Below are 26,744 nucleotides of genomic sequence, written 5' to 3'. Positions count from 1 at the left end.
GTAGTGCTCGGATCATTGCAGAAAGGCGGGAATGTATGAAACCGATCGTTGCTTCGAGATCATTCCGGGTTCTCTTGAACGTATTGGCGATCGTATTCGTATTCGCCGGAACGATCTGCGGTGGCCCAAGTCGAGCGCAAACTTCTCCTGCGCCAGCCGAAATTGTAGAGTTGGCGAGAGCGCTCAAAAACGATCCAGACCTGATTTACGAATACGTCTACAACAACATTCAGACACTGCCTCAATACGGAAGCCTAAAGGGGCCGCTTGGGACTCTCCTTGATGGGAAGGGCACGGCTTTCGATCAAGCTGAGCTCATGGTGGCGCTGCTGCAGCAAGCTGGCATAGCGGCCTCATTTCAAATCGGACAAATTCAGCTCTCTGCCAGTCAATTCACGAATTGGGTCGGGGCAGATACCTCGGTAAACAGCATCAATTTCATTGTCGGAAGTGGAGGTTTCCCAGGAAACGGAGCGGTCGGCAACCCGGCGACGGCAGTTCAACTCGGTTGGGCGTGGGTTCAAGTCAATATCGGCGGGACGAACTACGTGTTCGATCCAAGCACGAAGATTTACAACCGGTCGGCAGGTCTCGGTACCTCAGCGCTTTCAGCAGCTTTTGGTTATGCACAGGGCGGTCCAAACGGTTTTATTACCCAAGCGGAAAATGACGCAACGATCACCCCGACCAGCATCGTAGGCCTCAATCGGACAAACATCCGGAACAACCTCGCGACTTACGCAAGCAATCTGGTCCAGTATATTCGTGCCAACAATCCGGCGGCGGCAACGCCCGATATCATCGGCGGCGCAACGATCGTTCCGCTCACCGTCGGTACGCATTTGCGGCAGACGTCCCTGGGTTACTCGATAGGGACCGTCGTGACACAGCCGACGATTGCAAGCGCGTATCGCACGACCCTCACTTTGACGCTTGGCTCGAACGATTCGAGTGGCAACTTCACTCCACTCGCCAGCGCGATCACGTTCAATTCGTCCGACATCTACGATCACCGTCTCGTAATCTCGTTCAACGGGTCGTCGATCCCGAGCCTCTTGTTCGATGGCGTCACACAGGTCACGGCGAGCGGAGCGGTGCCGTCCGGCCGGCAATTGACAGTCAGGTCTACCATCATACATCCTTATTCCGATCCCAACGGTTTCGCCAACGTCCTGAATAGCGATGCGGTTCGGATGTCGCCGATCCCAAATTACATCTATCTGATCGGGACGGGTTGGGGTCAGGTTGGTCGCGGTACGATTGAAAAGCATCGGAAGCTTCTTCAAGCGAACGCCGCGGCGAATCCCGGCAACCCTAGTGCCGAATCTGTCCTGGGCGAAAGCCTGGCGATGATCGGCTATACGTGGCTCGCCGAATGCGGCCAGCAACAGCAACTGGTCGATCAACTCATTGGAACGAGCACAGTCTATCAACACGCCGTTGGCGTTGTAGGCACAAAGGCAGTCGGCTCCTCAAGCGGGCCCTATGTCGATCTTCCAATCAACGGATTCAGCATCATCCAGCGGGCAGGCCGCTCGGCAAGCTCGTCGCTCACATCGATAGAATCTGCGGCATTCTTCTCTGAGCAACTATTTGGCAGCGTCGCCGAGTCGGGTTCACTTGAGCAGACTCAACCCGGCGCGATTGCCGCGTCCACGACCAAGCTTATCGATACGACTGTCCAGGCCGGAGGTCTGATCTTCGATATCAACAACAGCGCGATTTCCGGAGATGGGCCGGCTTACTACACGAGCAATATTCGCCCGACGCTCGTCGCCAACCACTATACGGCGGGCGATCTGGCTCGGGTCGACACCCTTGTTGGTTCGCAGAATTTTCGGGTCGTAGCTCCTGCCAACGGAGCAATCTCCGTCAACATGTACACCGGCACTGGCTACTATCAGGTTGCTCAGGACGGCAGTTCCATTGGTTCCATCATTACGGGAGGTTTGAGCGGCGGCGAGCCAACGACCGTCGTGACGGATCCCGAGATCGTCGATAACAACCAGCAATCCGTTCTCCCGGCACTAACCCAATCTCCTGTGATCACAAATCCGCAGGGCTCGCAAGGCAACGGCGGCGGTAACGTAGGCCAGACACAGACAACAAGCGAGCCGATCAACCTCGTCACCGGCGACTACCTAAACAGCCCGACCGATCTCGTGATCGGCAGCCAGGCAATGCCCTACGGCCTTGCATTCCAGAGATACTACGACTCTGGCACGCGATTACAGAAGGGGGCGATGGGCAACGGCTGGACCCACAATTTTGCCATTACCGCAACTGTCGATAGCGACGGATTTGCGGGCATGGCTGCGAACTCACCGATCAGCGGAGCGTCCGCGATCGCCGCGACATTCGTCACATTGGATATTCTAAACGGCGGAACGACGACCCCAAAGCCCCTCGATCGGGTGGTCATCACTGCCGTGATCCAGCGCTGGATGATGGACCAGCTGACTAACAATATCGTTGCGGTCTCGCAGCCCGGATACGTCGAGCATTTCACCAAGCTGGCAGACGGGAGTTACAATCCCCCGCCGGGAACCGCAACCACGCTGACGCTGAGCGGTGGGACCTACAATTACCTCACCAAGAACCGGCAGCAGCTTGCCTTCGACAGTGCCGGAAACCTGAAGACACTGAGCAACCCGGCCGGGACCACGATCACGTTGAACTACAGCGGCTCGCCCCAGGTGTTGACATCGGTTACAAACAACCTGGGTCGGTCGCTGTCCTTTACGTATTCATCGGGTCTGTTGTCGCAGGTGTCGGACGGTAACGGTCGTGTCGTTTCCTATGGCTATGACGCCGCGAGCAATCTTTCGACCTATACCGATGTGCTCGGGCAGCGGACCAATTACATCTACGATCTCCCCGGCCGTTTGACGCAAATCTTTGACCCTGCGTCGCCTGGTCAGGCCATCGTCATGAACACATACGATTCGCTCGGCCGGATTCAGACCCAGGCGAGCGCAAACAACCCGCCATGGCAGTATTTCTTTGCGGGCACGCGGAGCGAAGAAGTTGATCCGTTCGGCACCCGACACGTCATCTATACAAATCCATTGGGTAAGACGATTACTGAGATTCAGGACCTTCAGGGCTTGAATCTCGTCACACAAAATACCTACGACGGGCTTCAACGGCCGGTGAGCACGACTTCACCGGAGGGGAAGAGTTCCAGCGTTACGTATGATGCAAACAGCAATGTCCTGACGACGACCGTTACGCCGAAGCCGGGATCTCCGCTGGCGCCCCTCGTGACGACGTACAGCTATGATCCCGTTTTCAACAAGCCGATACGAACAGTCGATCCGCTCGGCCTCGTCTCGACCGCCAGCTACGATCAAACGACCGGCAATCTCACCGTATCGACGGCGGACGTTGGCGCACCTCCGCACTTCAACCTCGCCTCTTCGTTCACATACAACAGTCTTGGGCAAGTTCTGAGCGCGACGGACCCGCTGGGCGTTGTCACGCAATATGGCTACGACGGCGTTGGGAACCGGACCTCGATCGTTCGGGATGCTGGCGGCAGCGGCCATCTGAACCAGTCGAGCACGGTTGCCTACAATGCTGTCGGTGATGCGATCTCGGTGACCGATCCGAACGGCAATACGACGACCAGCCGGTTCGATACGGCCCGCCGCCCCATCAGCACCCAGTTGCCGTTACCGAGCGGGCTCCTGACGACGTCCAGCTATGACCCCGATGGACGGCCGACAAAGGTTCAACAGTCGGCGAACGGCTTGACGTTGCGGTTGACGATGGCGACCTACACCGCCACCGGAAAGCTCGCGAGCACGACCGACGCCAACGGAAACACGACGTCGATCAGCTACGATCGGCTGGACCGGGTTGCGAGCGTGCGAGACCCTCTCGGAAGATTGACGATATATGGATACGACTCGCTGAGCCGCCAAACCGCCGCCTTGAACCGTGCGATTCAGAGCACGCCGCTCTTGCAGCAGGCCTATACGGCGGATGGATTGATCGCGATCGTGACCGATGCGAGCAACCATGCACTAGCATTTGCGTATGATGGCTTTGACCGGCTGGGCACGACGACTTATCCGGATGCGAGCACCGAGGTCTTGGCCTATGATGCAGACGGCAACGTCAAGACCCGGCAGACGCGCGCCGGTCAAACCATCACATTTGCATACGACACGCTCAATCGCCTGACCAGCAAGACCCCGCCGTCACCGGCCGCCGTGGTGAGCTACCAGTACGATCGGGCGGGGCGCGTCACCGGCGTCTCCGATACCAGCGCTTCAGTAACCCCGCCGGTAAGTGGCTCGGTTGCGGCGATGACGTACAGCTATGATGGCGTCAATCGCCTCACGGCGACCAGCTTTAGCCCGGTGCAGGCGCAAGCGCCGCCGAGTGCCAACACCGCGTCATTTGCGTTCGCTTACAACGCCAGCAATCAACGGATTGGCCAGGCGGCGACAGACAACAGTTTCTGGGCTTACCCCACCGCGACGCCGAGCACGGTGAGTTACGCCGCCAACAATCTCAATCAATATACCGCCGTCGGCGCGGTCACGCCCAGCTATGACGGCAACGGCAATCTGACCTATGACGGCAGCTTTACCTATTGCTACGATGCGGAAAATCGGCTCGTCGCGGCGATCAATGGCGGCACTTGCGCGTCCCCCACGGCGACCGTTGCAACTTACAGCTACGACGCGCAGGGACAGCGCAAATCGAAGACCGTTAGCGGCTCGACGACGATTACGGTCACGGATCCCTTTAATCGGGCTTTGCTGGACTACGACGGCTCCAGCGGGGCGATCCTGCGCTGGTACGCCTTCGGCCTTGGGTCGAACGATGTCCTGAACCAGACGAACGTAGCGCTCGGCACCCGCACCACCTTCATCCCGGACATCCAGGGTTCGATCGTTGCGACGCTCGATTCTGCGACCGGAGCCTTTGCCAAGACGGGGTATCTACCCTACGGAGCAAGCCCGGGTTCGCCGACTACATTCGGCTACACGGCACAGCGCATCGATCCAGAGACCAACGGTCTCTACTACTATCGCGCGCGCCACTACTCGCCGCTGCTCGGCCGCTTCATGCAGCCTGATCCAGTTGGAGTTCAGGGCGGCGTCAACCTATATGCCTATGTCAACAATGATCCGCTGAACGCGATTGATCCCAATGGCCTTTTCATGGCCGCGGTGACGTCGTATCTAAATCAAACGACCGCACCAGAACTTGCTCAATCGCAGGCGGTAACAGATTTCGTCCAGCAGTATCCAACTGCCGCGAAAATCGAAGGAACGATTGGACTTGGCGTACCGCTAGCAATCGCGGGAATTGGCGGGCTGGGAGTACTCGGAGCTGAGACCGCAGGTCCACAGGCAACCTTGGCACTCGCGAGGCAGGTTGCTAACGCGGCGACTGCGCCCATGAATAATCTGCGCACGATCGCAGTGCTAGAGACCGTTGAGGGACCCACACTTGTTGCAGGCGGTACAACTGAGCTGTCTGCGGCTCAGGTCGGGCTGGCGAATGAACTTGGGTTGACGGTCGTCGAATCGGCGGGACGTCATGCCGAAATGGCCGCTATTTCCGCAGCAGGCCGGCTGGGTCTCACGCCCACAGTAGGAGTTACCACAAATATCATTTGCCCGCAGTGCGCAGTCGCTTTTTATAACCTCGGTGCTAGGCTTACGGGTGCGCGCTCATTCACCTTTGGTCCTTGAGTCTTGCCATGACTGAAAATCAACTGATAGAAGCGATCCGCCAGCGAGCAGCAGATGCAGACACTCGCACCGATTTCGCAAGAACACGGCCCAGGGAAATCGGTCTCCCCGCAACACCTGAATTGATCCGAGCTACTGAGCAGGAATTGGGATTCGCTCTCCAGCCACTTCACCAACGCTTGTTGCAAACCGTGGGAAATGGTGGATTCGGCCCTGGGGATGGCTTGATCGGAACCAAAGGAGGGGCTCTGGACATAGAAGGTCGCTCGCTTTGCGAGCTACGGGAAGCTCTATGGCCAAACTCAAATGTTGCACTTCTGCCGCTTTGCGATTGGGGGGACGGAATTTGGTCCTGCGTTGATGCTAATACCGGCAGCGTGGTCACTATGAGCGAGTTCGGACTGTTCGATATCAATCAAGACTTGCGGTGTTGGTTCGAAAGGTGGTTGGCAGGTGAGAATCTGTGGCTACAGATAGTGGTACTTGGAAGTACAATTATTCAGAATCCTAGGACGAAGGAGTTTATCAAGGTCGCGAGCGTGGAAGCAATAAAGGGAAAGCCATATCGCCCAAGCATGCGATGATCTGTTTGCGTCAATCTGACCTGACGCAGCTCGCATACTGAACAGCACCCGGCATTCGCAACGACGGCCACTGACCGGACGTCACCGATACACGACAGCATCACAGCGGGAGATACTCTCAATGGCATTTCACCCGGTGAAAGGTACGCGGCGTCGTGGGGCTGCCCTCAAAGCTAGCCGGCATTTGCGGTGAGGCTTTGTTCAGATCGCGACAGGGCTCGATCATTGCGACGCTTGATTCCGCGACTGGGCCCGCCCCAAGACGGGGTATCTTACCCTCTGGAACAAGCCCAGAAATACGGTGACAGTGCACTCAATTCGCTACTTTGCATGGGGTTGTTTTCGATATTTTGGCAGCGCGGCCTTCAAAGGGGAATTCTCCTTCGCGAGACGGCGCCGCATGGCAGGTGACCCGCGGGCGCGGGTCACCATGGCCGCATGCGAGCAGGCGTTAGCGCTGCAGCCTCGCGAGCAAGTTCGACGTATCCCAGCGCTTGCCGCCCATCTGCTCGACCTCGCATAGAACTGGTCGACCAGCGCGCCTCCTGCTGGGCGTCGTCCGATAGCTTCATGATGTAGCCGGCGGCCTGCGGCAGCGCCGCGCCGGTCAACCCGCCTTCTTCCGCGCCGCGGTGCCTTGCGCACGCGCGGGCTTCTCGGCCTTCTTCGGCTCGGGCTTGACGGCCTCCTTGGGCTCGCGCTTGCCGCTGCCCGAGATCGGCAGCAGCATCTCGCGCTGGCCCTCGATGCGCTTCTTCGGCTTCTTGCCCTTCGCCGCTTTTGCCTCGGCCTTGGCCGGAGCGGCCTGCTTCTCGTTGGCGAGGCTCTTCTTCAGCGCGTCCATCAGGTTGATGACATTGCCGCCGGCCTTCGCCGCGGGCTTGGCGATCTTGATGCCGTTGCGCTTCTGGTTGATCAGGTCGATCAGCGCCTGCTCGTAGCGATCTTCGAACTCCTCCGGATCGAAGTCGCCGGACTTCTGCTCGACGATGTGCTTGGCGAGATCGAGCATATCCTTGGTGATCTTCACATCCTGGATGTCGTCGAAATATTCCTTCTCGCTGCGCACCTCATAGGGGTAGCGCAACAGCGTGCCCATCAGCCCGTTGTCGAGCGGCTCGAGCGCGATGATGTGCTCGCGGTTGGTCAGCACCACGCGGCCGATCGCGACCTTGTCCATGCTGCGGATGGTCTCGCGGATCACCGCGAAGGCGTCGTGGCCGACCTTGCCGTCGGGAACGAGATAATAGGGGCGGATCAGATAGCGGCTGTCGATCTCGCTGCGCGGCACGAATTCGTCGATCTCGATGGTGCGGGTCGAATCCAGCGCGATGTCGTCGAGTTCTTCCTTGGTGACCTCGATATAGGTGTCGGTGTCGACCTTGTAGCCCTTCATGATGTCGTCGGTGGAGACTTCCTCGCCGGTCTCCGCGTCGACCTTGGCGTATTTGATCCGGTGGCCGGTCTTGCGGTTGATCTGGTTGAAGGAGACCTTCTCGGTATCCGACGTCGCCGGGTACAGGGCAACCGGGCAGGTCACGAGCGAAAGGCGCAAAAAGCCCTTCCAGTTGGCGCGGGGGGCCATAGGGAAAACTCCGATTACGCAACCGACGGATCGGTCAAGGATAACACCGGGACCCCCGGTTTGAAACAACGCGGCCTGGTGAATCTGGCAACGGCGTTAACCGTGGCCTCAAGCCTGCGCCCGTTTGACGCGGCGGCGGCGACCGCCGTTGGACAGCCGTCAAACGGCGCGGAACATCGCTCCGGATCACCCGTTGGCCCTCCGGAGGGGAGCGGCAATCGCCGGAATTTCAGGCACTTAAGCAACGGAACGATAGTAAACCCCGACCGAGGCGCGGCAGGCCGAGCTCGGACCATCGGTTCTCGCGCTGCTCACGGCCTCCACCGGGCTGGCAGTCGTGATCCTCGGAACTGTCTGGTTCGCCGCTTCCCGGATGTGCCGCTGCGATCGCGGTCGCCGCATGCGAGGTCTTGATTGTTAAGTTGAGATGCACGCAGAGCGGCCACCATGCGCTTGCGGGATGTGCGGTCGATCACGCCTGCATCGCGCCATGGCCGTCGCGCATGCGGTCGCGCGAAATTGTCAGGCTCGACGCGTATCCGCGGCGCGGATCGCAATATCATGCAAGTGAAAATTCCGGCGCGCGGGCTGCTGCGATGGCGCGAGGGGATGCCTGACCCTGTCGAGCAGAATTTTCTTGAGCCAAGACTTTGTGAGCCAAGACTTTGTGAGCCAGGAATCTTCCTCGATGGCCTGCGCCTTCACGAGATTTTGCAGCTGAGATCTGTGACGTGCGAAGCGAATCGCTGTCGTAGCGCGTCATGAGATCATCGAAATTGGCTGCTAGCTGATTTGAATCAGACGCGTCTTGAGCTTGAGATGTTCTATCCGCAAGAAGAAAAAAATTCGCTGTTGGCGCGCCTCAAGGAGAAAAGCGTCTCAGGTGTGTTCGTCGGACTGACGCTGCTGGCGATGGCGGGGTGGATTTATCTTCTCAGCTCGATGTTCCTGAAATTCATGCTGTGGTGGTTCTCCTGAAGCGCCTCGCTCTCGAGCACAGCCGATGCGGGCGCCTGGTCATTGTTGCGCCGTTCGATTGCACAAAAAATTCCAGCGGCTGAACATTCTTTCGGCGCGCGCAATCATGATGTCGTCACAACTCCGAATGTTAATAACATCGGATTCTAACGTGGACGAATGTGATGCTCTCTCCTGTTCTCATCCTTGCGGCGGCGTTCGTCGCCGGCTTCTTCTCCGGTTTCGCCGCGCGCTCGTGGCGATCGCGCAAGCGCCGCGCGCAATATCGGATCTATGCGCCGTATGTGGCGCCGTCAGCCGCCAAATCGCCGAGGCGGGAACAGCCGGTCACCGCATTCGGCCACATGCGCCGCGCGTTCTAGCGGGCTAGCTCGACAGGGGTAGCGCGACAGTGGCGTGAGTTGGGGTTGGCGGGCGACATGCAATCGGTCATCTTGTCTTCATTGCGGCAGCCGGGCTGGGTTCGCGTGCCGGCGGGGTGCTGCCGTTGACCCGCGCATCGTGAGGGAACTTGCACGCATGAGCGATCTCAGGGGGCATTCGCCAAGGCGGTATGTCGTCGATGTCAGTGGACGGCGCGTGCTGGTCGGTCTCACGCTTGAAGAGACGTCGGAATTCGAAGGGCTGGACGCATCCCTGCCGGCGCTGGGCGGGGAAGCCCACGGCGCGGAGCTGATGCCGTCAGCCGTCGAGGGACGGTGGGTCGAACTCTATGACAAGCACGACAAGGCCTGGATCAAGTGGAAGGCCGACCTGAGGGCCGGGCAAGAGGGCAATTCATCTTTTTTTAACTAAGACCGGGCGATTTTGAGCGATACTGCCTGAGTGGGCCCGAACCGGATACTGACAGATGTTTCAGCTGTTTTTGCGGACTCGCGCGCATGACCTGATCAGGTCGCGGCGTGGCGAGGAAGGCTTCAAGGCACGCTCGGCCGAGCGCGATGCCGAGACCGACCGCGCCCGGATCGGATCGATCATGGCCGCGATCGAGGCCGCGTTGCAGGCGGCCGAAAGCGAGCAATCCGGCCTTGGCCGCCGTGTCGACGATGTTCTGGCCCGCGCGGCGGTGACGCTGGGCAACGGCACCGACGAGTATCTGGAACGCGAGGCGCTTGACAACTATCATCAAGACCTGTTTGACGCCGAGATCTCCAACGGCCAGCGTCGGCTGAAGGAATTGGCGACCGAGATTGCGCACTTCAAGTTCATGAAGGCCGCGGTCCTGAGCCGCTTTCCGGACTACAAACCTCCGGCCGCCAGCAACTGACGCGCCCCGCGGCCGCAACGCGAAGCCAGAAGCTGCGGCCCGCGCCTGACGGCGTATGCGGCCTGGTCCGGCGCAAGGCGAAAGGCACAGGCGAAACGTGGTGATCGCAGGCAATCTACTCGTCACGGGCTGCGCCGGCTTTATCGGCTTCCATCTGGCGGAGCATTTGCTGCGGACAGGGCAGCCGGTCATCGGCATCGACAACCTGAACCAGTATTATGATCCGGCGCTCAAGCAGGCGCGGCTCGATCTGCTCAAGCAGCACCGTGGCTTCACCTTCCTGGAGCTCGACCTCGCCGACCGTGCCGGGATGAAGGCGCTGTTCGAGCGCTATCGCTTCGAGGTCGTGGTGCATCTCGCTGCCCAGGCCGGCGTGCGCTACTCCTTGCAGAACCCGCATGCCTATGTGGATTCCAATCTGGATGGCTTCCTCAACGTCCTCGAGGGCTGCCGGCATACGGCGTGCCGCCATCTGCTGTTTGCGTCGTCATCGTCGGTCTACGGCGCCAACACCAAGCTGCCGTTCTCGGTCCACGACAATGTCGATCATCCGGTCAGCCTGTACGCGGCTACCAAGAAGGCCAACGAGCTGCTCGCCCATTCCTACAGCCACCTCTATCGCATCCCGACGACAGGGCTGCGGTTCTTCACGGTGTACGGGACGTGGTATCGCCCGGATATGGCGCTCTACGCGTTCGCGGACGCGATCACCGGCGGCAAGCCGATCCAGCTGTTCAACAACGGCAACATGCGGCGCGACTTCACCTATGTCGATGACGTCGTCGAGGCCATGGTGCGGCTGATCGGCCGCGCGCCCGAGGGCGACGTCAACTGGTCGGGCGCGCATCCCGATCCGGGTTCGAGCAAGGCGCCGTGGCGCGTCTACAACATCGGCAACTCCAGGCCGGAAGAACTGATGCATGTGGTGGCGCTGCTCGAGCAGGGCTTCGGCCGGCAGGCCGAAAAGCAGTTTTTGCCAATGCAACCGGGGGATGTCCTGGAGACCTCAGCCGATGTCTCCGATCTGGAGCGTGAAATCGGCTTTCGGCCGCAGACGCGGATCGAGGACGGCATTGCCAAATTTGTCGCCTGGTATCGGGCTTATCACCACGTCGATCGGACGTAGTGCGCTCCCTGCGAATTCCGGCTCGAGAAGAACCTGGCTCGGTTTGGAACGGAGTGCGGCACTGAGAGTTATCAGTGGTTTTGCGTTCGCGTCGGCCGCGCTCATCATGTCCAGTGCAATCGTTCAAATGCGTCGCCAGTGGCGGCAAGATGGGCGACGACACGCCTCCCAAATCGAAATAGCGCGCGATCGCGACGCGCGTTACGAATTAGCGATGCTTATGGCGGTTGCTCGAGTCCGCTGCTGTCCGCCGTGGCAATCGTGCAAGTGCATGTGAGATGAGAACGTGGGCGTTTCGCTGCCTCTGCAGAAGCCAAAACGCCTCACTACCGCTCATTTCGAATTAGAATTGCATTGTCGCGTTCGGCTCGGGTCGAGGTGAATATCCTGCATGATCGAATCTGTAGCGTTGATTCCCTCCGCTGCATCGTCAGGGCGGATCAGAATGCTCAGATCCGCCTCGAGATCCGAAACAGATCGAAATATTCTGCGATCAATGCAGAGGACGCGGCATCGGTTCGCTGCATCCATGCTGTTCGGTTCAACCTGTTATGCGCGGCGAAAAAACTGATTGATCGAAAGCAGCAGATTTAGTGTGTGCACGTCGTGCTTGGTGGAATATCTGGTTCGAGGCTGGAACACCTCATCACGTCCCGAGCCCTTGATGCGGCGACACTGTGATAGCCGGCAGGCGTGTCGCCGGGTTCGACGGCGATCGCTGCGATCAACGATCGTCAAATGATTTCATGCTCTTGGTCGCGCCTCATGATCAGTGTCAGCGGTGCTCTTGGCCGTGCGCCTCGTCGCTGCCGCTGACATCCCATCGCGAGGACACATATAAGGCCATCGATCGAACGTTTCGCGATCAGGTTGTGGAACCCGGTTGAGAAAATTCAACGCGGAGCCACGTTCGTCGCAAACCTGCCCCATTAACCGCATTCCATGTGCGTGATCTAACTCTGTCATCGAAACTTCAATCACATCGCTCATACCCTTAACCGCAGAGCGAGGGCGCGCCATGAAGCAGCACAAAGTTCAACATTCGCATCAGCCAATCGAAGAGGCGTTGCTCGCGACCAATCAATCGCTCCGCAATGAAGTCGTTGCGCTGATGCTTGATATCGCCGCGTTGCGTGAAATCCACGAGCGTCCAGGCGCGTCTCGTTCGTTCGGCATGTCGCGTGAGCAGAACGCCCCGCGCGTCGCATTGCGCCGGGTTCACCACAGCTAAAGTCCGTCAGCCTGTTTCTCACTGAGCAGAATTTGCGGCCACATCCAAGCCAGTCTGGCGAGGATGTCGGCGCTTGCCGCTACGGACAATTCAATTTTAAATTGAATGTTGTGCGGCCTGATCCTCGTCTTGAGCGAGCTGGCTCGACCTAGCTGATGTTTGCCGGGGACAATTTGTGGTCGTGAGGGCAGGGCAGTCAGTGCTGTTGCCGCGCCGGCTTGTGCGCCACGACGTCGGACAGGCGCTCGCGCAGGATCCACGTCTGCAAGACCAGTTCGACGGCGGTATGTCGGAGTTCGGAATTCTCCGCGACGAGGCGTTCCAAGGCGTCGGTCGCCTCGCTGGACGCGGATTGCTTCCCCTCGAAGACCTTGAGACGCGCCATGGTGTCGATCCTCGTAGAATGTGTTGATCAGAGGCTGGCTCTGACAAGCGTCAGCACAGAAGAGTTCGCGGATTGTCGGGCGGTCGTGGTTCCGCCTGATGGCCTCGGGTGGGAAAGCGCTTCATTGATAATTCGCGGATCGAGCTATGAGTGTTAAGTTTCCTGAAAATGATCCTCAAATTTGTTGAAACCCTCATGACGCCTAACGTCTGAGTAACTACCGTTGCGCGTGCGTGCCCGCAAGCTGCCGGACGCGAAGGTCGCGGGATTAATTTGTTAGAATGTTGTGAAATTCTCGCTTGATCGGCGCCGTAGATATCGCGGAGAGGCATGGTGCACTCACAATCTGTCGCAGGACCGATTGGATGTTCTCATTTGCTTCTCATTCGAGAATGCAAACGGTGCGCCAGTTATCCGGATCAAATTGTCATGCGCAGAAAGTCGTATAACTTTTTCTGTGAGGTCGTCTTTCGGCGGGAATATTGCTCATATATTCCGGTAAGTACCTTGCAGCTTCGGTCTTTCTTCGCGCAATGCGGCGCTGCCGGCGGCAAGTTCGAGGCTCCCGAAGGCCCCCCGGGAAACCCTCAATTTGAATTTCCTGTTGCATTTACATAGCTTATAGGCCATGCGATGATTGCTAATCTAGGGGGCAATGAGATGACCAATGAGGCGTCATTCGACTGACGAGATCAGTTCCAAGGTCAAACAGGCCGAGGAACTCATGGCGCGGGGGCAGTCACAAGCCCAAGCGTGCAAGGTGCTGGGCGTTAGCGTGATGACATTTCACCGCTGGCGCAAGCAGGAGGCCGCACGCGGCCATCACCCGAATGGTACTGTGACCGAGCTTGCCGCTCGCACCGATGATCGAGATGGTATTCCCCACGTCCACAACCGTATTGACGAATTGCGGCTGGAAAATGAACGGCTGCGCCGGATTGTGACCGACCTGCTGCTCGAGAAAATGAAGATCGAGGAGAAGCTTGCGCTCAGGTCCAGCGGCGGGAACGGTTTGCCCCGCCGTGGTGAAGTCCAGAGCTGACGTGAGCCGATCCGCTAGTGAATACGTGGGGGCCTGGGCGCCAGCAGCAGCTGGTCGCTCAGATGCGCTTTCTCGGATCTTGCGCGCAGCTCCTCGAGGATTGGACGTAGCCTCTCCTGTGCGAGGTCCAGGCCTTTGACAATGTCCTGATTCGGCATTTCAGCCGGAAAACGGGCCGAACGCAGCTTCGTTTCGACCGCCTTGACCAGCAACTCGACGTCGTCGCGGTGCTTGCCGGCGACCAGTTCGGCGCCCATCAGGCGGATGAGATGGAGGAGGGCCAGTAGCGCGGCCTCTGTTTCGCCAGCCGATGAACTCATGGAAGCTCTCTGCCCGATATTGCCGGCAGGTCTTGCGAGCTCACGACCTGCCTGATATTAAACATGTGAATTGTTAACACGAATGTTAATTCCCGATGACGGACCTTTCGGACGCTCGAATAGCGAAGGTACCGGTTAGCTTCGGCGCCTTCTCGGTCGCTTTTGCCTCGCTCGAGGCGTTTGCTGTCGTCTTCGAGATGATCATCGTCGTGCTGTCCAGCATCATTGGCGGCGCGGCCTATCACCTGTTTTACTACCACACGGTTTATAGCAACAGCTTCGAGGGTTTTCTAGGGATCGGCGTCCTCGCCGCCATCCTTCACATGTTCGTGGCGAAGTCGCAGGGCCTCTACTATGCGCAGGTGCTGGCCGGTCTCGACCGGCGCTGGAGCAGCCTGCTCGGCGGGTGGCTGTTGGTGGTCCTGCTGATGACCCTGATCATCTTCCTTCTGAAGGTTGGCTCCGGCGTCTCGCGCGGGTCGGTGATGTCGTTTGGCCTGATCGGCGGCCTTGGGCTGGTGACCGGACGGATGCTGCTGCAAGCGCCGCTGCAACGTGCGATCGACCGCGGCATGCTGGCGACGCGTCGCGCGGTCGTGGTCGGGATGACGGACGAATTGTCCCGGGTGCGGCAATCGAGCCTGCTGCGCGATTTCGGCCTGAGCGAGGTGCGACGGATCCAGTTGTCCGGCCTGTCCGACGACGCGGGCGACCGCGCCGCCGTCGCGTCCGCCATTTGCGCGGCACGGGAGTGCGGTGCCGACGAGATCATCCTGGCGATGCCCTGGCAGCAGGAACCGCGCATCCAGTTCGTGTGCGATCAGCTGCGGGCGTCACCGCTGCCGGTGCGGCTGCTGCCGGATCGGACGGCGGAACGGTTCCTGGCGCTGCGGATGGTGGCGTCTGGCCCGATACCGACGCTGGAAATGCAGCGCTCGCCGCTGACCTCGGTTGAGCGTGCCGGCAAGCGGCTGTTCGACATCGTGGCATCGATTGGCCTTCTGGTGCTGTTCGCGCCGCTTCTGATCGGGACGGCGATTGCGATCAAGCTCGACTCCAGGGGGCCGGTCCTGTTCCGGCAGCGCCGCAACGGGTTCGACGGCAAGCCATTCACCATCCTCAAATTCCGCTCCATGCATGTGCTCGAGGACGGCGATGTCATCATGCAGGCTCGCGCGAACGATCCGCGGCTGACCGGGATCGGCGCTACGCTGCGCCGCCGCAGCATCGACGAGCTGCCGCAGCTGGTGAACGTGCTGCGCGGCGACATGTCGCTGGTCGGGCCGCGGCCGCATGCGCTGGCGCATGACGACAAATATTCGAAGCTGATCGCAAGCTATGCGCAGCGCCAGCACGTCAAGCCGGGCATCACCGGTCTCGCACAGGTGCAGGGACTGCGCGGCGCGACGCCCGCGATCGAGGACATGCAGCTGCGGGTCGCGCACGATCTCATCTACATCAAGAGCTGGAGCTTCGCGCTCGACCTGCGCATCCTGCTGCGCACCGTCGGCGCGGTGCTGCGGCACAAGGGAATCTAGCGGGTCGGCATCCGACGGCTGCCCGCGTGCCGGCGCGCGCTACTCCGGGATGCTCTGGCCTGCGTCCTTGAATTCCGCCTCGATGATGCGCCGGTTTGCATCGGTCGCCACGCGATACGCTTGGCCGAGCGCGCCCTTCAGTTCAGGCGCACGGGTGAGGATCAGGCGGATCTGCCGCTGCAACAGATCGACCAGTTCCACATCGCGCGTGGTATCGACCTGCGCTAGCAGGATCAGGCGCGGCGCGATCAGGTCGCTGCGGTTGAAGCCGGTGTAGTAGGACATCTTCAGCGCCTTCGATGCGGTCGGGTTCAGCCAGTCGAATCGCCCGGTCGCCGAGGCGAGGCCGAACCAGCCGCCGGCGTCCATCGGCGAGAGCCGCAGCGCGCGGGTGAAGGCAGCTTCGGCCGCCTCGGGCGAGGTCTGCAGTTCGCTCCAGCCGTCGGCGAGCCACAGTTCGCTCCTGACGACGCCGAGAGCGGCCGCGAGCGAAGGCTTGCCGCGCAATGCATTGGCGGCGAGCCACCAGATCGACAACGCCAGCGTCGCGGCGCCGATCAGGATTGCGGCCGGCACGAAGGCCGGCGACAGCTGCCGCGCGTGATGCCGGGTCGCGTCAGCCTTCGCGCTAGCCATGGCGCGCTGCCCGGTTGCCGGTCACCAGCAGGGTTCGCCGCGCACCCTCCAGCTTGACGCAGGTCAGGCGGCCCGTCGCATACGCGCCGGTGTCGACATTGATGCGGTTGCGCAGCAGCTCGGCCTCGTGCACCGGCGTATGGCCGTGGACCACGACCTTGCCGAAATCATCTTCCGACAGCAGGAAGTCGTCGCGGATCCAGAGCAGGTCCTCCTTGCGCTGTTGCTTCAGCGCGAGCCCGGGCCTGACGCCGGCATGCACGAAGAAATAGCGGCCGCAGGAATAGGTGATCGGCAGCGAGCGCAGGAAGGCGAGATGGGCCGGCGGCATCTGGCGGACCAACTGTTGGGCGAGCGCCCTGCGTTCCGCGGCGTCGGGATTGAGCGAGGGCGTCAGTCCGTAGGACATCAGCGTCTGCAGGCCGCCGAATTGCCGCCATTGCGCGAGCATGTCGGGATTGACGAGAAACTCCAGCAGGCAGGCCTCGTGATTGCCGAGCAGGCAGACCATGCTGCGGGTCCGGCGGCGTTGATCGAGCATCGCGATCACATCGCGCGAATCCGGTCCGCGATCGATGTAGTCGCCAAGGAAGACCTGGATCGGCCGCGCCGGCCGGAACTTGCGGATATCGGCATCGATCCGTGCGCAGATATCATGCAGCAGGTCAGCGTGTCCGTGGATATCGCCGACGGCATAGATGCAGGTCTCGTCGCCCTCGTGATGTTCGAGGTCGCCGGTCTGGCCGACCATACGCCGGAGGAGGCTGCGCATCTGTGGTCTAGCCCGCCTGCAACGGTGAACGGCTGATCCGCTGCGCCAGTCCTGTTCCGATCACGGCTCCCAACACGATCACTCCGGGCAGCGCCGGCAATTCCGGCAAGGTAAAGGCGGCGAGCGCCAGCGTCAGCAACACGGCTGCGGCCGCCGCGGGATAGGACCAGTCACGGCCGCGATTGCGTGCACCGGCCGTGAACGCGGCGATGCCCACGATCGTAACCGCGAGTGAAGTCCAGAACATGGCGGAACCGAACTGCGTGATCAAGGCGGCGGCGCTGGTTGCCACCACGGGCCGCGTGGTCGCCCCTTGCCAGTCCATGTAGGTCGATGCCAGCTTTGCCGTGGTGCCGGCGCCGCTGCCGAGCGCGGGCAGGTCGGCGAGCAGATTGTGGGTCGACTGCACGAGTTCGTCCGGCGCATGGGCGAAGGCAATCGCAAGCGCCACGTCGGGATGACGATTGGCGATCGCCGTCACCAGCGCGATCAGCGCGATCGCGGCCGCAGCGGCAGCGCTGCTCCAGCGACGCAGATGAAGTTTTCGCGCGGCGAAGGTCATCAGGACCAGCGCGATGCCCGCTGCGATCGCGATCGCGGCGCCGCGCCGCCCGTACCAGCAGGCGCTGGCGGCGCAAAACAGCGCGCTGGCGGCGAGCAGCCGGCGCAATCGCGCCGACTGGGCCGCCGTGCGGCCGCCAATATGTCCGCCGACATCGAGCGCGCGCGCGAGGCTGAACGGGACGCCAATGAGAACGACGACGACGAATCCGTTCGCCGTCCCGTCGTGCGCAGCATCGGCCGGGCCAAGCCAGGCTTTGATCGGATCGCTATACAACAGCAGGATCAGCGCCGCGACGGCCGCCGTCGCTGCAACGCTGCGGGCCACCATGTCGGCGCGGCGGGCATCGATCGCGATCGCCGTGGCGGCGATCATGACCGAGAGCAGCGACAGCCCGAGCAGCAGCGCGCCGAGGCTTGCACCGGTATCGATCGTGATGCTGCCGCTGAGCGGTGCCTCCAGTGTTTCGCTGGCGAACTTCCACAACGGATGCGCCCAGAACGGCAGCGGCAGCATCTGCAGGATGATCCAGAGCATCGGCACCAGCGCCGCCGCAACGGCGGGCCCGGCGACCCGCTTCAGGAAGGACAGTTCACCTGGCCGGATCGCCGTCAGGCTTGCCAGCAGCCCGAGCGACGTTGCGGCGCCGACCAGACCAATGGCGAGCGACGCGTCGATGAGACCCACCGGAATCGACGCCCCGATCAAGATGCAGATGAAAGCCGTGACGTTCCACACGGGAGGGGCAAATCCTTGGGAAACAGGTCCTGCGGAAGATCAGAACGCAAGGCAGCGGGATGCCCCGGGCTCGCCGCGAGGTCAATCGAAATCGGGTGCGCCAGATCGCGCGGCGGCGTAGCGCGTTACTGCGGACGGCGCGCGGCGATGAGCTGCGGCGAGGTGCGGTACCGGAGCAGTGGAGCGAAGGCGCTCGCGAGATATCCGCCCTGCAGCGATACCATGGCGATGATCATGAGCAGCGCAGTCTCGGACCACGAGAGGCGCGCTATGCCGATGGCGGCCAGCAGCATGAGTTCGGCAAGCATCACCGGCACCAGCACCAGACAGTGCTGGCGCAGCCCAAGCACGGCGCCGCCGATCAAATTGCCAAGCAAAACAAATAACATAACCAAACCCTGCGCCCGCATATTGTCGGGCCGGGTCCTAAGCCGGGGTTAACCCGGTCGTCGCAAATCTGTCGGCCATGCGGCCCAAGGGTGCCATCGAGCGGCGCGCAGGCGCGCGGCGCAGGGAAAACGCCCAATTCCGCGGCAAAACGCCGGACAGCCGGCTCGAACTGGCGTCCGACAGCGGAATGTTAATGACCGGCGCGATCAGCCTGGGGCGCGGTCGGGCAGGGGTTTTAATTGGCGCGATAACTCTGACTATGCTAACGAACTGTTAGTGTTCGTTAAGGAGATAGCAGTGTTCACATTTGAGCGATCCGGTGGTCGTTCCGCTGCGCGCCTGGCGGTGTTGGCGCGTCCGGCAGGATGCATCCTGCCGGCGCGGCGATAGGACGGAGATGCTTCAGCGCAACCAGATTTCGCCATCTGTCGATCTGAGAAATCGTCCGGCCGAACTGCCGTCGCTGGCGGAAACCTTCGACGCCTTCGTCACCTATCTGCTGCGGCAGTATTGGGTCATTCTCGGGACTGCCGGCCTCTGCCTGTTCGGCGGCATCTGCTACCTGGCGACGGCAGCGCCGAGCTATACCGCGCTCGCCACGATGATCATCGACACCCGCAAACTCCAGGGCGCCCAGCAGCAATCGCCGGTGAATGACGTCCCGGTCGATTCCTCCGCGGTCGAGAGCCAGGTCGAAATCCTGAAGTCGGAGAACGTGGCGCTCGCGGTGATCCGCGACCTCAAGCTCAACGAGGATCCGGAATTCATCGGCTCCAGGGCCGGCGCGGCGGGAGCGGTGCTGGATTTCGTGTCCGGCCTGTTCGCCGGCAGCGCGCCGCCCAACGAGTTCTACCGGACCCGGCGCGCGGTCCGCACCTTCGAGAAGCAGCTCGACGTCCGCCGCCGCGGCATGACCTATGTGATCGAGGTCTCTTTCCGCTCGCTCGATCCGGAGCGCGCAGCACAGATCGCCAACGCGGTTGCCGATGCCTACATCGTCGAGCAGCTCGATTCCAAGTATCAGTCGACCCGCCGCGCCAGCGTCTGGCTGCAAGACCGCATCCAGGAGCTGCGCACCCAGGCATCCAATGCCGAGCGCGCGGTGCTCGACTACAAGAAGACCAACAACATCGTCACGTCCAGCGGCAAGCTGCTCAACGAGCAGCAGCTCGGCGAGCTCAACACCCAGCTGGTCCAAGTGAAGTCGCAGGTCACCGACGCCAAGGCCAAGCTCGACCGCATCGAGGCGGTTGTGAAGGGGGGCGTCCCCGATGCGACGGTTGCCGATACCCTGAACAACCAGGTCATCACCAAGCTGCGTTCGCAATATCTCGAGCTTGCCAACCGCGAGGCCGACTGGTCGTCCCGCTACGGCTACAATCATCTGGCCGCCGTCAATCTGCGCAACCAGATGCGCGAGATCCAGTCGTCGATCATCGACGAATTGAAGCGACTCGCCGAGAGCTACAAGAGCGATTATGCGATCGCCCAGCAGCGTCAGGCCGAGATCGAGCGCGCCGTGAACGATTCGGTTTCGCAGTCGCAGTCCACCAACCAGGCTCAGGTCACGCTGCGCGAGCTCGAGAGCTCGGCCCAGACCTATCGCTCGCTCTATGACAATTTCCTGCAGCGCTACATGGAAAATGTGCAGCAGCAATCGTTTCCGGTCAGCGAGGCGCGGGTGATCACCCGTGCCTCGCGTCCGCTCAGCAAGAGCCACCCGCAGACCTTCGTCGTGCTCGCGCTCTCGGCGCTCGGCGGCCTGATTGCCGGGCTCGCGCTCGGCGTGCTGCGCGATCTCTATGACCGGGTGTTCCGCACCGCTGAAATGGTCGAGACCATCCTCGATGCCGATTGCGTCGCGATCGTTCCCCGCCTCTCGCCAAGCCAGCTCAAGGCACCGGTGGCCGGTCGTCCGAACCTGCCGGTCGCCGCGCGCATGATCCAGCGCGGCGACGAGCCGGTGCTGTGGGCGGCGATCGATTCACCATTCTCGCGGTTCTCGGAAGCGATCCGCTCGATCAAGGTCAATGCCGATCTCAATGTCACCAAGCCGTCGAAGATCCTTGGCCTGACCTCGGCGCTGCCCAACGAGGGCAAATCGACGCTGGCCTTCGTGTTCGCGCAATTGGTCGCCCAGAGCGGGGCGCGCGTGCTGCTGATCGATTGCGACCTGCGCAATCCCTCGCTCAGCCGCAAGGTCGCCGCCAACGCCGAGCGCGGCATTCTGGACGTATTGTCGAACAATGCGACATTGCAGGACACGCTGTGGCGCGATCCCGAGACCGGTCTTGCCTTCCTGCCGGGCGCCACACGGTCGCGCATCGCGCATTCGCACGAGGTGCTGGCTTCCGACCAGATGAAGGATTTCATCGACAGGGTCCGCGGCCATTATGATTACGTGATCGTCGACTTCCCGCCGCTGACGCCGGTGGTCGATGTCCGCATCACCGCGCACTTCGTCGATTCCTTCGTCTTCATTGTGGAATGGGGCAAGACCCAGGTGCAGGTGGTCGAGCGGGCGCTGCGCAGCGCGCGCGCGGTGAATGAGAACCTGCTCGGCGTCGTCCTCAACAAGGCCGATATCGCCGCGATGAGCCGCTACAGCGGTTATGGCGGCAAGAACTACTATTACAACTCGCATTATGGGCGATATGGCTACACCGAGTGAGACGCACGGTGGGATGCCCCGGCGTGCCGCCGTCTGGCTTGCCCGCATGCCGCGCGGAGCGATGGCTAGACCATGACGATGGAATTCAGCATCGGACAGCACAACGCGCATTATGAGGGCGTCTATTCGGCGCAGGAGCGCGACTGGCGCCGCGTCTGCGCGATCGACAAGGCCGATCATATTGCCGGCTTGCTCGGCGCGTCCGCCGCCGGTGTCGGCAATGTGCTCGAGGTCGGCTGCGGCACCGGCGCCGTGCTGGCGCGGCTGTCCGCGATCGGCATCGGCCGCGACTTCACCGGCATCGACGTCATCGATCCCGCAACCAACCTGGAGACCGACGGCGCCGCGTCAGCCCCGTTCCGCTGGTCGAGCTACGATGGCGCAACGATCCCGTTCGCCGACGGATCGTTCGATCTCGTCTATGCCAGCCATGTGCTGGAGCACGTGCCCGAGCCGCGCGCGTTCCTGCACGAGCTGGCCCGGGTGGCGCGGAATTTCATCTATGTCGAAGTGCCGTGCGAGCTGCATGCGCGGACCAATCGCCGGGCGCTGCAATCGACGCTCGATATCGGCCACATCAATTTCTACACGCCCGACACGTTCCGCCTGGTGCTGGAGACAACGGGGCTCCATGTTGCCGGCTTCGGTATCTATGATCACAGCCTGCCGGTGCACGCCTTTCATTCATCGCAGTTGAAGGGGCTTGCCAAGAGCCTTGTGCGGAAGTCGCTGCTGTCGGTCAGCCCCGAGCTTGCGACCCGGCTTGCGACCTATCATTGCGGGGCGCTCTGCCGGCGCGCCGAGGCGGCGCCGCCGCGGAGCCGATAAGCCATGGCGCCGCGCGTGGTCGTCTTCAACAACATGATCACACCCTACACCAACCGGCTCTACAACGAGCTGGTTGACCGTGGGCTGGATCTCGCCGTGCTGTCCTGTACCGCGCAGGAGGCCGATCGTTCCTGGGCGGGATCGTTCACGCCGCGCTATACGACGCGCACGGTGCCCGGTGTGTCGATCCCGCTGTCGCGGTCGCGTCACACCCATCTCAATATCGGGATCGGGCGCGCCTTGAACGCGCTCGCGCCCGACCTGCTGTTCGTCAATGGCCTTTATCCCTCGATGCTGGCCGGCGCGGCATGGGCGCGCGCCAACGGCAAGGCGCTTGCGCTGACGATCGACGGCTGGCGCGAGACGATGCCCAACACGGCCTATCATCGCCTGGCGCGGCCATGGCTGCTGCGCCAGTGCGACGCGGTCGTGTGTTGCAGCGACAAGGGCAGGGCGTATTTCCGTGGCGAAGGTGTCGGCGACGACGATCTGTTCGTGGTGCCGCTGGTGCCGGCATGGGATCCGCCGGACACCGTCCCGGGTTTCCACGACCGTCCATTTCACCTGCTCTGGTGCGCCCGCATCAACGACGCCGCCAAGAATGCGGTCTTCTTCGAGAGCGTCGCCATCGCGCTCGGCCGGGTCTTGCCCGGCTTAAGGGTTCGCGTGGTCGGGTCCGGTGCTGCCGAGCAGCGCATGCTGGCGCGGCTCGGCGGCGCCGGCATCGATGTCAGCCACGACAGCTATGTGCCGTGGCATGCGATATCGGAAGTCTATCTGCAATCACGGCTGTTGCTGCTGCCATCGTTGCTGGAACCGTGGGGTCTGGTGTGCAACGAGGCCTTGCAGTGCGGGGTTCCCTGCCTGGTGTCGCCCCATGTCGGGGCGGGCGGCGAGTTGGTGCGCGACCAGGTTAATGGCCAGGTTTGCGCGCTCGATGAGCAGGTCTGGGTCGACGCGGCGCGCGGCTTGCTCGAACATCCCGCGCGCTGGGAGACGATGTCCCAGCAGGCCCGGCACAGCGTGCGAAAGGACGCACTTGCCGATGCCGCGGCGCGCTTTGCGGCCGCGGTCGATCATCTCTTGAGGGCGCCGGCCCGGCAGGAAGCCGTGCAATGATCGGCAGATGGTGGTTTCGAACCGAGGTCTTTCTCCACGCCTATCTGGTGATGGTGCTCGGCTGCATCTACTTCCTGTTCAATTTCATCGAGGGCATCTCGTTCGCGGAACGGGCCGGGGAGTCCACGCTGTTCCGCGGCGCGTGGCTGCTGCTCTTTATCCTGCTGATGCTGCATATTGCGGTCGATCGGAAACGCTTCGGCCTGCTGATGCTGCAATCACATCTCTATCTGACGTTCATTGCCTTCGCGCTGGTGTCGCTGGCGCTGAGCGCCGACCCCGCGGGCGCATCGGTCAAGTTCGCGATGTATCTCCTGACCACGCTGTTCTCGGCCTGGGTCGTGATCAGCTGCCCGGTCGATCGGCTCGTCGACACCCTGTTCCGGATCGGGATCGTGGTGCTGATCGTTCATGTCCTGCTGTTTCCTGTGATCGGCTCGCAATGGGACTACGACCCGCTGCATCGTCCGACCGTGCTCGGGACCCGGGCCTATGCCGGCGTGTTCGGCCACAAGAATCTCGCGGGCGCCTTTTTCGGTCTCATGGTGCTGATCTGTTTCGTGCGCATGCTGGCGGGGCCGCGGCGGCAATTCGGCTGGTCGCTGTTGCTGATGGGGTGTCATCTTTTTGCGCTCGCCGCGGCCGGCGCCGCAGGGCCGCTGATCAGCATGTTGACGGCGCTCGCCGTGACTTTCGGGCTGCTGCTGGTGGTGCTTGGGCACAGGGGAGCTGCCTCGATCTACTGGCTCGGGCTCGCCTTTGTTGCGCTTGTCATGTTCGCCGTGCCGAGCGACGAGTTGTACGGGCTGGTCGGCCGCAGCGGAAACCTGACCGGCCGCTCGTTCCTCTGGGCGGTCTGGCCGCACTTCTTCTGGCAACACCCCTGGCTGGGCTACGGCTTCTCCGGATTCTTCAACGAGCTGCCGAACTCGCCCGCGAACGAGCTGACGAGCATGGCGCCATGGAACACCGAGTTCGGCTCGTTCGAGAATTCCTATCTCGATGCTTTCCTCCAGTTCGGCCTGCTCGGCGGCGCGTTCTATATGCTGCTGGTGGCGCGGGCGTTGTGGAACACCATCGTCTTCACGTTCGAGCGGCGAGGGATGTACTGGCTGGCGCCGTTCGCGATGCTGCTGTTCGTCGTGATCGCGTCAGCCAACGATTCCAGCCAGCTGCTGCATAATTATTTCGGCTGCGTGCTGGTGTTCTGGTGCTATTTCGGCCCGGAAGCCAGGCTGCAAATGGCGCCGCGGCGGGCGTTTACCAGACTGCGTGTGAGTGAGGCGTGAGTGTGTTGACCGAAAGGCTGGATCGAATGGCGGCCCAGGCCCGGGTCGCCGGTGCCGCGCGCGGCGCGCTGGGGCGGCTGCGGCGCGCCGGGGGCAATGTCGCGCTCGGACTGATCGATCAGGCGCTGCTCAGCGGCTCGGCCTTCGTGCTGACGATCGTGCTGGCCAATGTGCTCGATATCAATTCATTCGGCCAATTCAGCGTCGCCTGGTCGTTCTCGATCCTGATCGAGGCGGTGTTTCTGCGCGGCTTGTTCGACGACGGGTTGCCGGCGACTGCGCATCGCATCCCGAAATCGCGGTGGCCGCAGCTGCGGCTCGGCCTCTATCTGTCGTCGCTACTCGTCTCGGCTGCGCTTGGCCTGCTGCTGGTGGTTGCTGGCGTCGTGATCGGTGCTGTCGGCGGCACCGCGGGCGGGCTCGTGATCGCAACCGGGCTCGCGATCCCTGCGGTTCGGCTGCAAAGCATGTTCCGCCGCATCTGCTATCTCGATGGGCGGCTGTCGCGTGCGGTGGGATCGTCGTTGACCTATTGCGTGGCGCTCGTCGCCGCGGCCGGGCTGATGATCACGCTCAAACTGACCGGCGCTGCGGCTGCGATGGCCTGCATCGCGATCTCGGCGGCGCTCGCCGGCAGCTCGCTGCTCGTTCACACCAGCGAACTGGCCTGGCCGCAGACCAGGATTTTCCACGGCTCGCTGCGGCGGCTGTTTCGGAACGGCCGCTGGTTCGTCGCGACCTCGCTCACCTACTGGATCGGCAGCATCGGGCTGATCCCGGTTTGCGGCTTCCTGATCGGGCTGGACGCGAGCGCGTCGCTGCGGATCCTGCTCCTGGTGTTCGCACCGCTCAGCCAGTTCTGCGCGACGATGTTCTCGGTCCGGCTGCCGGAGATCGCAGCCGAGCTGCGCGCCGGCCGGCGCAGCGCGGTCGCCGCTGCTGCGCGCGAAAACGCCGTGCTGCTCGGCTCGATCGCGCTCGCCTATGGCGCGGTGGCTGTGCTGCTCGGACAGCGCATGCTCGCCCTTGTCATCCACGGCCAGAGTTACGAGATCGGCACCGGCAGCCTCGCTTTGATGGGTGCTGCGATGGCGCTCGACGCGGTGTGGCTCGGCCTCGCGCTGCCGCTGTTTGCGACCGGCAGGCCGCAGCGGTTCATGCTGAGCCGGATCGCCGGCCTCCTCGCGCTGTGCTGCGTCCTGCCGCTTGCGGCGGAGGCCTGGCAGGTGATGGGGGCGGTTGCGGCGATGGTGGCCTCCAGCGCGGCGTCGGTGATCGTGGTTGTGCTGACCAATTCGGTGCGGGAGCAGACATGACCGACGACGCATCCGGCCGCTCGCTCTCGAGGCTGCATATCGGCGCCTTCAATTGCGGCATCGAGGGCTGGATCAACACCGACATCACGATGCATCTGTGGATCGCGCGCCTGCCGCTCGCAGCGAAAGCGTTGCATCTCGCCGGCCTGCTGAGCGACGCGCGCTATGCCGAGCATCGCCAGGGCAAGTTTGCCGGGCTGCGCTACATGGACCTGACCAAGCCGTTGCCGTTCGCGGATGGCAGCCTTTCGGCGGTGTTCAGCGCGCATGTCTTCGAGCATTTGTTTCCCGATGAGGTCGAGCGGCTGGCGCGTGAGATCGCGCGGGCGCTGGCACCGGGTGGGGTGTGCCGGATCATCGTCCCCGACATGGAACGGATCGTCGCCCTCTACGATCCGGCAGCGCCGCAGGCCTTCCTCCAGGGCGTGTTCGAGATCGAGCGCCGCAGGGAGGCCGCCTTTGCGCATCACTGGGGCTTTACGCGCGCCTCCCTCGCGGCGCTGTTCCGCGACGCGGGCTGTTCCGAGACCCACAGCCGGGCCTACCGCGAGGGGGTCTGTCCCGACATCGACCGGCTCGACAACCGGCCGGACGAATCGATCTTCTTCGAGGCGATCAAGTGAGCGAGATCGGCAAATCGATACACGGTTGCA

Annotated in this window: 24 protein-coding genes and 1 pseudogene; 16 read left to right on the top strand and 9 right to left on the bottom strand. The window is 62.1% G+C overall.

What is annotated here, in order from left to right; genetic code table 11:
• Positions 1–35: 35 nt before the first annotated feature.
• Together ACE10Z_RS30145 and ACE10Z_RS30140 are read left to right on the top strand one after the other, a co-directional pair.
• Positions 36–5,714, top strand: coding sequence for an RHS repeat-associated core domain-containing protein (locus ACE10Z_RS30145; protein ID WP_375784009.1), 5,679 nt, complete (start codon positions 36–38; stop codon positions 5,712–5,714).
• An 8-nt stretch (positions 5,715–5,722) separates the two neighbouring features.
• Positions 5,723–6,298 carry a hypothetical protein gene (locus tag ACE10Z_RS30140; protein ID WP_375790119.1) on the top strand — a complete coding sequence of 192 codons (576 nt, stop codon included), beginning with the start codon at positions 5,723–5,725 and terminating at the stop codon, positions 6,296–6,298.
• Here ACE10Z_RS30140 and ACE10Z_RS30135 read toward each other — a convergent pair.
• From ACE10Z_RS30135 to ACE10Z_RS30125, 3 genes and pseudogenes are all read right to left on the bottom strand, one after another.
• Positions 6,214–6,399, bottom strand: coding sequence for a Cas8a1 family CRISPR/Cas system-associated protein (locus tag ACE10Z_RS30135; protein ID WP_375789958.1), 186 nt, complete (start codon positions 6,397–6,399; stop codon positions 6,214–6,216). The two genes, ACE10Z_RS30140 and ACE10Z_RS30135, sit on opposite strands and share 85 nt — an antisense overlap.
• 350 nt (positions 6,400–6,749) lie before the next feature.
• Positions 6,750–6,838: pseudogene (locus tag ACE10Z_RS30130) on the bottom strand (oxidoreductase); the annotation flags it as partial.
• Positions 6,839–6,905: 67 nt separating this feature from the next.
• Positions 6,906–7,883, bottom strand: a complete 978-nt coding sequence (locus ACE10Z_RS30125; RefSeq protein ID WP_375784008.1) for a Ku protein — start codon at positions 7,881–7,883, stop codon at positions 6,906–6,908.
• An 819-nt stretch (positions 7,884–8,702) separates the two neighbouring features.
• Between ACE10Z_RS30125 and ACE10Z_RS30120 the strand changes: the two genes are divergently transcribed.
• The 6 genes from ACE10Z_RS30120 to ACE10Z_RS30095 all read left to right on the top strand — a co-directional run bounded on the left by ACE10Z_RS30120 (position 8,703) and on the right by ACE10Z_RS30095 (position 12,485).
• Positions 8,703–8,861: a hypothetical protein gene (locus ACE10Z_RS30120; protein ID WP_229168758.1), complete on the top strand. Its 159-nt coding sequence runs from the start codon at positions 8,703–8,705 to the stop codon at positions 8,859–8,861.
• Between the two features lie 164 nt (positions 8,862–9,025).
• Positions 9,026–9,223 (top strand): hypothetical protein, encoded by a 198-nt coding sequence (locus ACE10Z_RS30115; protein WP_375784007.1) that lies wholly within the window; start codon positions 9,026–9,028, stop codon positions 9,221–9,223.
• Between the two features lie 157 nt (positions 9,224–9,380).
• Positions 9,381–9,656 (top strand): hypothetical protein, encoded by a 276-nt coding sequence (locus ACE10Z_RS30110; protein ID WP_375784006.1) that lies wholly within the window; start codon positions 9,381–9,383, stop codon positions 9,654–9,656.
• 55 nt (positions 9,657–9,711) lie between these two features.
• Positions 9,712–10,128, top strand: a complete 417-nt coding sequence (locus ACE10Z_RS30105; protein ID WP_298367491.1) for a hypothetical protein — start codon at positions 9,712–9,714, stop codon at positions 10,126–10,128.
• Positions 10,129–10,183: 55 nt separating this feature from the next.
• The gene (locus ACE10Z_RS30100) at positions 10,184–11,254 is read left to right on the top strand and encodes an NAD-dependent epimerase (protein ID WP_375784005.1); all 1,071 of its coding nucleotides are present in this window, start codon (positions 10,184–10,186) and stop codon (positions 11,252–11,254) included.
• Positions 11,255–12,272: 1,018 nt separating this feature from the next.
• Positions 12,273–12,485, top strand: a complete 213-nt coding sequence (locus ACE10Z_RS30095; protein ID WP_092125205.1) for a hypothetical protein — start codon at positions 12,273–12,275, stop codon at positions 12,483–12,485.
• Between the two features lie 196 nt (positions 12,486–12,681).
• Here ACE10Z_RS30095 and ACE10Z_RS30090 read toward each other — a convergent pair whose 3' ends face one another.
• The gene (locus ACE10Z_RS30090) at positions 12,682–12,870 is read right to left on the bottom strand and encodes a hypothetical protein (protein WP_375784004.1); all 189 of its coding nucleotides are present in this window, start codon (positions 12,868–12,870) and stop codon (positions 12,682–12,684) included.
• A 667-nt stretch (positions 12,871–13,537) separates the two neighbouring features.
• Between ACE10Z_RS30090 and ACE10Z_RS30085 the strand changes: the two genes are divergently transcribed.
• Entirely contained in the window at positions 13,538–13,912 is a 375-nt protein-coding gene (locus ACE10Z_RS30085; RefSeq protein WP_375784003.1) for a transposase, read from the top strand.
• A 14-nt stretch (positions 13,913–13,926) separates the two neighbouring features.
• Here ACE10Z_RS30085 and ACE10Z_RS30080 read toward each other — a convergent pair whose 3' ends face one another.
• On the bottom strand, positions 13,927–14,232 hold the full coding sequence (locus ACE10Z_RS30080) for a hypothetical protein (protein WP_375784002.1): 306 nt from the start codon (positions 14,230–14,232) through the stop codon (positions 13,927–13,929).
• A gap of 95 nt (positions 14,233–14,327) precedes the next feature.
• Between ACE10Z_RS30080 and ACE10Z_RS30075 the strand changes: the two genes are divergently transcribed.
• Entirely contained in the window at positions 14,328–15,770 is a 1,443-nt protein-coding gene (locus ACE10Z_RS30075; RefSeq protein WP_375784001.1) for an undecaprenyl-phosphate glucose phosphotransferase, read from the top strand.
• Between the two features lie 39 nt (positions 15,771–15,809).
• Here ACE10Z_RS30075 and ACE10Z_RS30070 read toward each other — a convergent pair whose 3' ends face one another.
• From ACE10Z_RS30070 to ACE10Z_RS30055, 4 genes are all read right to left on the bottom strand, one after another.
• Positions 15,810–16,406, bottom strand: a complete 597-nt coding sequence (locus ACE10Z_RS30070) for a hypothetical protein (RefSeq protein WP_375784000.1) — start codon at positions 16,404–16,406, stop codon at positions 15,810–15,812.
• The gene (locus ACE10Z_RS30065) at positions 16,399–17,178 is read right to left on the bottom strand and encodes a metallophosphoesterase family protein (protein WP_375783999.1); all 780 of its coding nucleotides are present in this window, start codon (positions 17,176–17,178) and stop codon (positions 16,399–16,401) included. Before ACE10Z_RS30065 ends, ACE10Z_RS30070 begins: the two co-directional genes overlap by 8 nt.
• Positions 17,179–17,185: 7 nt before the next feature.
• Positions 17,186–18,478 (bottom strand): hypothetical protein, encoded by a 1,293-nt coding sequence (locus tag ACE10Z_RS30060; protein WP_375783998.1) that lies wholly within the window; start codon positions 18,476–18,478, stop codon positions 17,186–17,188.
• A gap of 125 nt (positions 18,479–18,603) precedes the next feature.
• Positions 18,604–18,888 carry a hypothetical protein gene (locus tag ACE10Z_RS30055; RefSeq protein WP_375783997.1) on the bottom strand — a complete coding sequence of 95 codons (285 nt, stop codon included), beginning with the start codon at positions 18,886–18,888 and terminating at the stop codon, positions 18,604–18,606.
• 377 nt (positions 18,889–19,265) lie between these two features.
• Between ACE10Z_RS30055 and ACE10Z_RS30050 the strand changes: the two genes are divergently transcribed.
• From ACE10Z_RS30050 to ACE10Z_RS30025, 6 genes are all read left to right on the top strand, one after another.
• Positions 19,266–21,539, top strand: coding sequence for a polysaccharide biosynthesis tyrosine autokinase (locus tag ACE10Z_RS30050; RefSeq protein WP_375783996.1), 2,274 nt, complete (start codon positions 19,266–19,268; stop codon positions 21,537–21,539).
• Between the two features lie 72 nt (positions 21,540–21,611).
• Positions 21,612–22,367, top strand: coding sequence for a class I SAM-dependent methyltransferase (locus ACE10Z_RS30045; protein WP_375783995.1), 756 nt, complete (start codon positions 21,612–21,614; stop codon positions 22,365–22,367).
• A 3-nt stretch (positions 22,368–22,370) separates the two neighbouring features.
• Positions 22,371–23,486 (top strand): glycosyltransferase family 4 protein, encoded by a 1,116-nt coding sequence (locus ACE10Z_RS30040; RefSeq protein ID WP_375783994.1) that lies wholly within the window; start codon positions 22,371–22,373, stop codon positions 23,484–23,486.
• Positions 23,483–24,775, top strand: a complete 1,293-nt coding sequence (locus ACE10Z_RS30035; RefSeq protein WP_375783993.1) for an O-antigen ligase family protein — start codon at positions 23,483–23,485, stop codon at positions 24,773–24,775. The genes ACE10Z_RS30040 and ACE10Z_RS30035 overlap by 4 nt, the downstream gene beginning before the upstream one ends.
• A gap of 26 nt (positions 24,776–24,801) precedes the next feature.
• Positions 24,802–26,091, top strand: coding sequence for a polysaccharide transporter (locus ACE10Z_RS30030; protein ID WP_375783992.1), 1,290 nt, complete (start codon positions 24,802–24,804; stop codon positions 26,089–26,091).
• Positions 26,088–26,714: a methyltransferase domain-containing protein gene (locus ACE10Z_RS30025; protein ID WP_375783991.1), complete on the top strand. Its 627-nt coding sequence runs from the start codon at positions 26,088–26,090 to the stop codon at positions 26,712–26,714. Before ACE10Z_RS30030 ends, ACE10Z_RS30025 begins: the two co-directional genes overlap by 4 nt.
• Positions 26,715–26,744: the final 30 nt, after the last annotated feature.

Origin of the sequence: Bradyrhizobium sp. Pha-3 (assembly GCF_042258615.1) — a bacterium.
GTDB lineage: Bacteria > Pseudomonadota > Alphaproteobacteria > Rhizobiales > Xanthobacteraceae > Bradyrhizobium.
Note: the sequence above shows the minus strand (reverse complement) of the source record. Positions and strands in the feature narration are given on the sequence as shown.

What these genes read in the sequence shown, in the direction of transcription:
- ACE10Z_RS30145 (WP_375784009.1), top strand. Translation starts at nt 36, where the DNA reads ATGAAACCGATCGTTGCTTCGAGATCATTCCGGGTTCTCTTGAACGTA.
- ACE10Z_RS30140 (WP_375790119.1), top strand. Translation starts at nt 5,723, where the DNA reads ATGACTGAAAATCAACTGATAGAAGCGATCCGCCAGCGAGCAGCAGAT.
- ACE10Z_RS30135 (WP_375789958.1), bottom strand. Translation starts at nt 6,399, where the DNA reads ATGCTGTCGTGTATCGGTGACGTCCGGTCAGTGGCCGTCGTTGCGAAT.
- ACE10Z_RS30125 (WP_375784008.1), bottom strand. Translation starts at nt 7,883, where the DNA reads ATGGCCCCCCGCGCCAACTGGAAGGGCTTTTTGCGCCTTTCGCTCGTG.
- ACE10Z_RS30120 (WP_229168758.1), top strand. Translation starts at nt 8,703, where the DNA reads ATGTTCTATCCGCAAGAAGAAAAAAATTCGCTGTTGGCGCGCCTCAAG.
- ACE10Z_RS30115 (WP_375784007.1), top strand. Translation starts at nt 9,026, where the DNA reads ATGCTCTCTCCTGTTCTCATCCTTGCGGCGGCGTTCGTCGCCGGCTTC.
- ACE10Z_RS30110 (WP_375784006.1), top strand. Translation starts at nt 9,381, where the DNA reads ATGAGCGATCTCAGGGGGCATTCGCCAAGGCGGTATGTCGTCGATGTC.
- ACE10Z_RS30105 (WP_298367491.1), top strand. Translation starts at nt 9,712, where the DNA reads ATGTTTCAGCTGTTTTTGCGGACTCGCGCGCATGACCTGATCAGGTCG.
- ACE10Z_RS30100 (WP_375784005.1), top strand. Translation starts at nt 10,184, where the DNA reads ATGCGGCCTGGTCCGGCGCAAGGCGAAAGGCACAGGCGAAACGTGGTG.
- ACE10Z_RS30095 (WP_092125205.1), top strand. Translation starts at nt 12,273, where the DNA reads ATGAAGCAGCACAAAGTTCAACATTCGCATCAGCCAATCGAAGAGGCG.
- ACE10Z_RS30090 (WP_375784004.1), bottom strand. Translation starts at nt 12,870, where the DNA reads ATGGCGCGTCTCAAGGTCTTCGAGGGGAAGCAATCCGCGTCCAGCGAG.
- ACE10Z_RS30085 (WP_375784003.1), top strand. Translation starts at nt 13,538, where the DNA reads ATGAGGCGTCATTCGACTGACGAGATCAGTTCCAAGGTCAAACAGGCC.
- ACE10Z_RS30080 (WP_375784002.1), bottom strand. Translation starts at nt 14,232, where the DNA reads ATGAGTTCATCGGCTGGCGAAACAGAGGCCGCGCTACTGGCCCTCCTC.
- ACE10Z_RS30075 (WP_375784001.1), top strand. Translation starts at nt 14,328, where the DNA reads ATGACGGACCTTTCGGACGCTCGAATAGCGAAGGTACCGGTTAGCTTC.
- ACE10Z_RS30070 (WP_375784000.1), bottom strand. Translation starts at nt 16,406, where the DNA reads ATGGCTAGCGCGAAGGCTGACGCGACCCGGCATCACGCGCGGCAGCTG.
- ACE10Z_RS30065 (WP_375783999.1), bottom strand. Translation starts at nt 17,178, where the DNA reads ATGCGCAGCCTCCTCCGGCGTATGGTCGGCCAGACCGGCGACCTCGAA.
- ACE10Z_RS30055 (WP_375783997.1), bottom strand. Translation starts at nt 18,888, where the DNA reads ATGCGGGCGCAGGGTTTGGTTATGTTATTTGTTTTGCTTGGCAATTTG.
- ACE10Z_RS30050 (WP_375783996.1), top strand. Translation starts at nt 19,266, where the DNA reads ATGCTTCAGCGCAACCAGATTTCGCCATCTGTCGATCTGAGAAATCGT.
- ACE10Z_RS30045 (WP_375783995.1), top strand. Translation starts at nt 21,612, where the DNA reads ATGACGATGGAATTCAGCATCGGACAGCACAACGCGCATTATGAGGGC.
- ACE10Z_RS30040 (WP_375783994.1), top strand. Translation starts at nt 22,371, where the DNA reads ATGGCGCCGCGCGTGGTCGTCTTCAACAACATGATCACACCCTACACC.
- ACE10Z_RS30035 (WP_375783993.1), top strand. Translation starts at nt 23,483, where the DNA reads ATGATCGGCAGATGGTGGTTTCGAACCGAGGTCTTTCTCCACGCCTAT.
- ACE10Z_RS30030 (WP_375783992.1), top strand. Translation starts at nt 24,802, where the DNA reads ATGGCGGCCCAGGCCCGGGTCGCCGGTGCCGCGCGCGGCGCGCTGGGG.
- ACE10Z_RS30025 (WP_375783991.1), top strand. Translation starts at nt 26,088, where the DNA reads ATGACCGACGACGCATCCGGCCGCTCGCTCTCGAGGCTGCATATCGGC.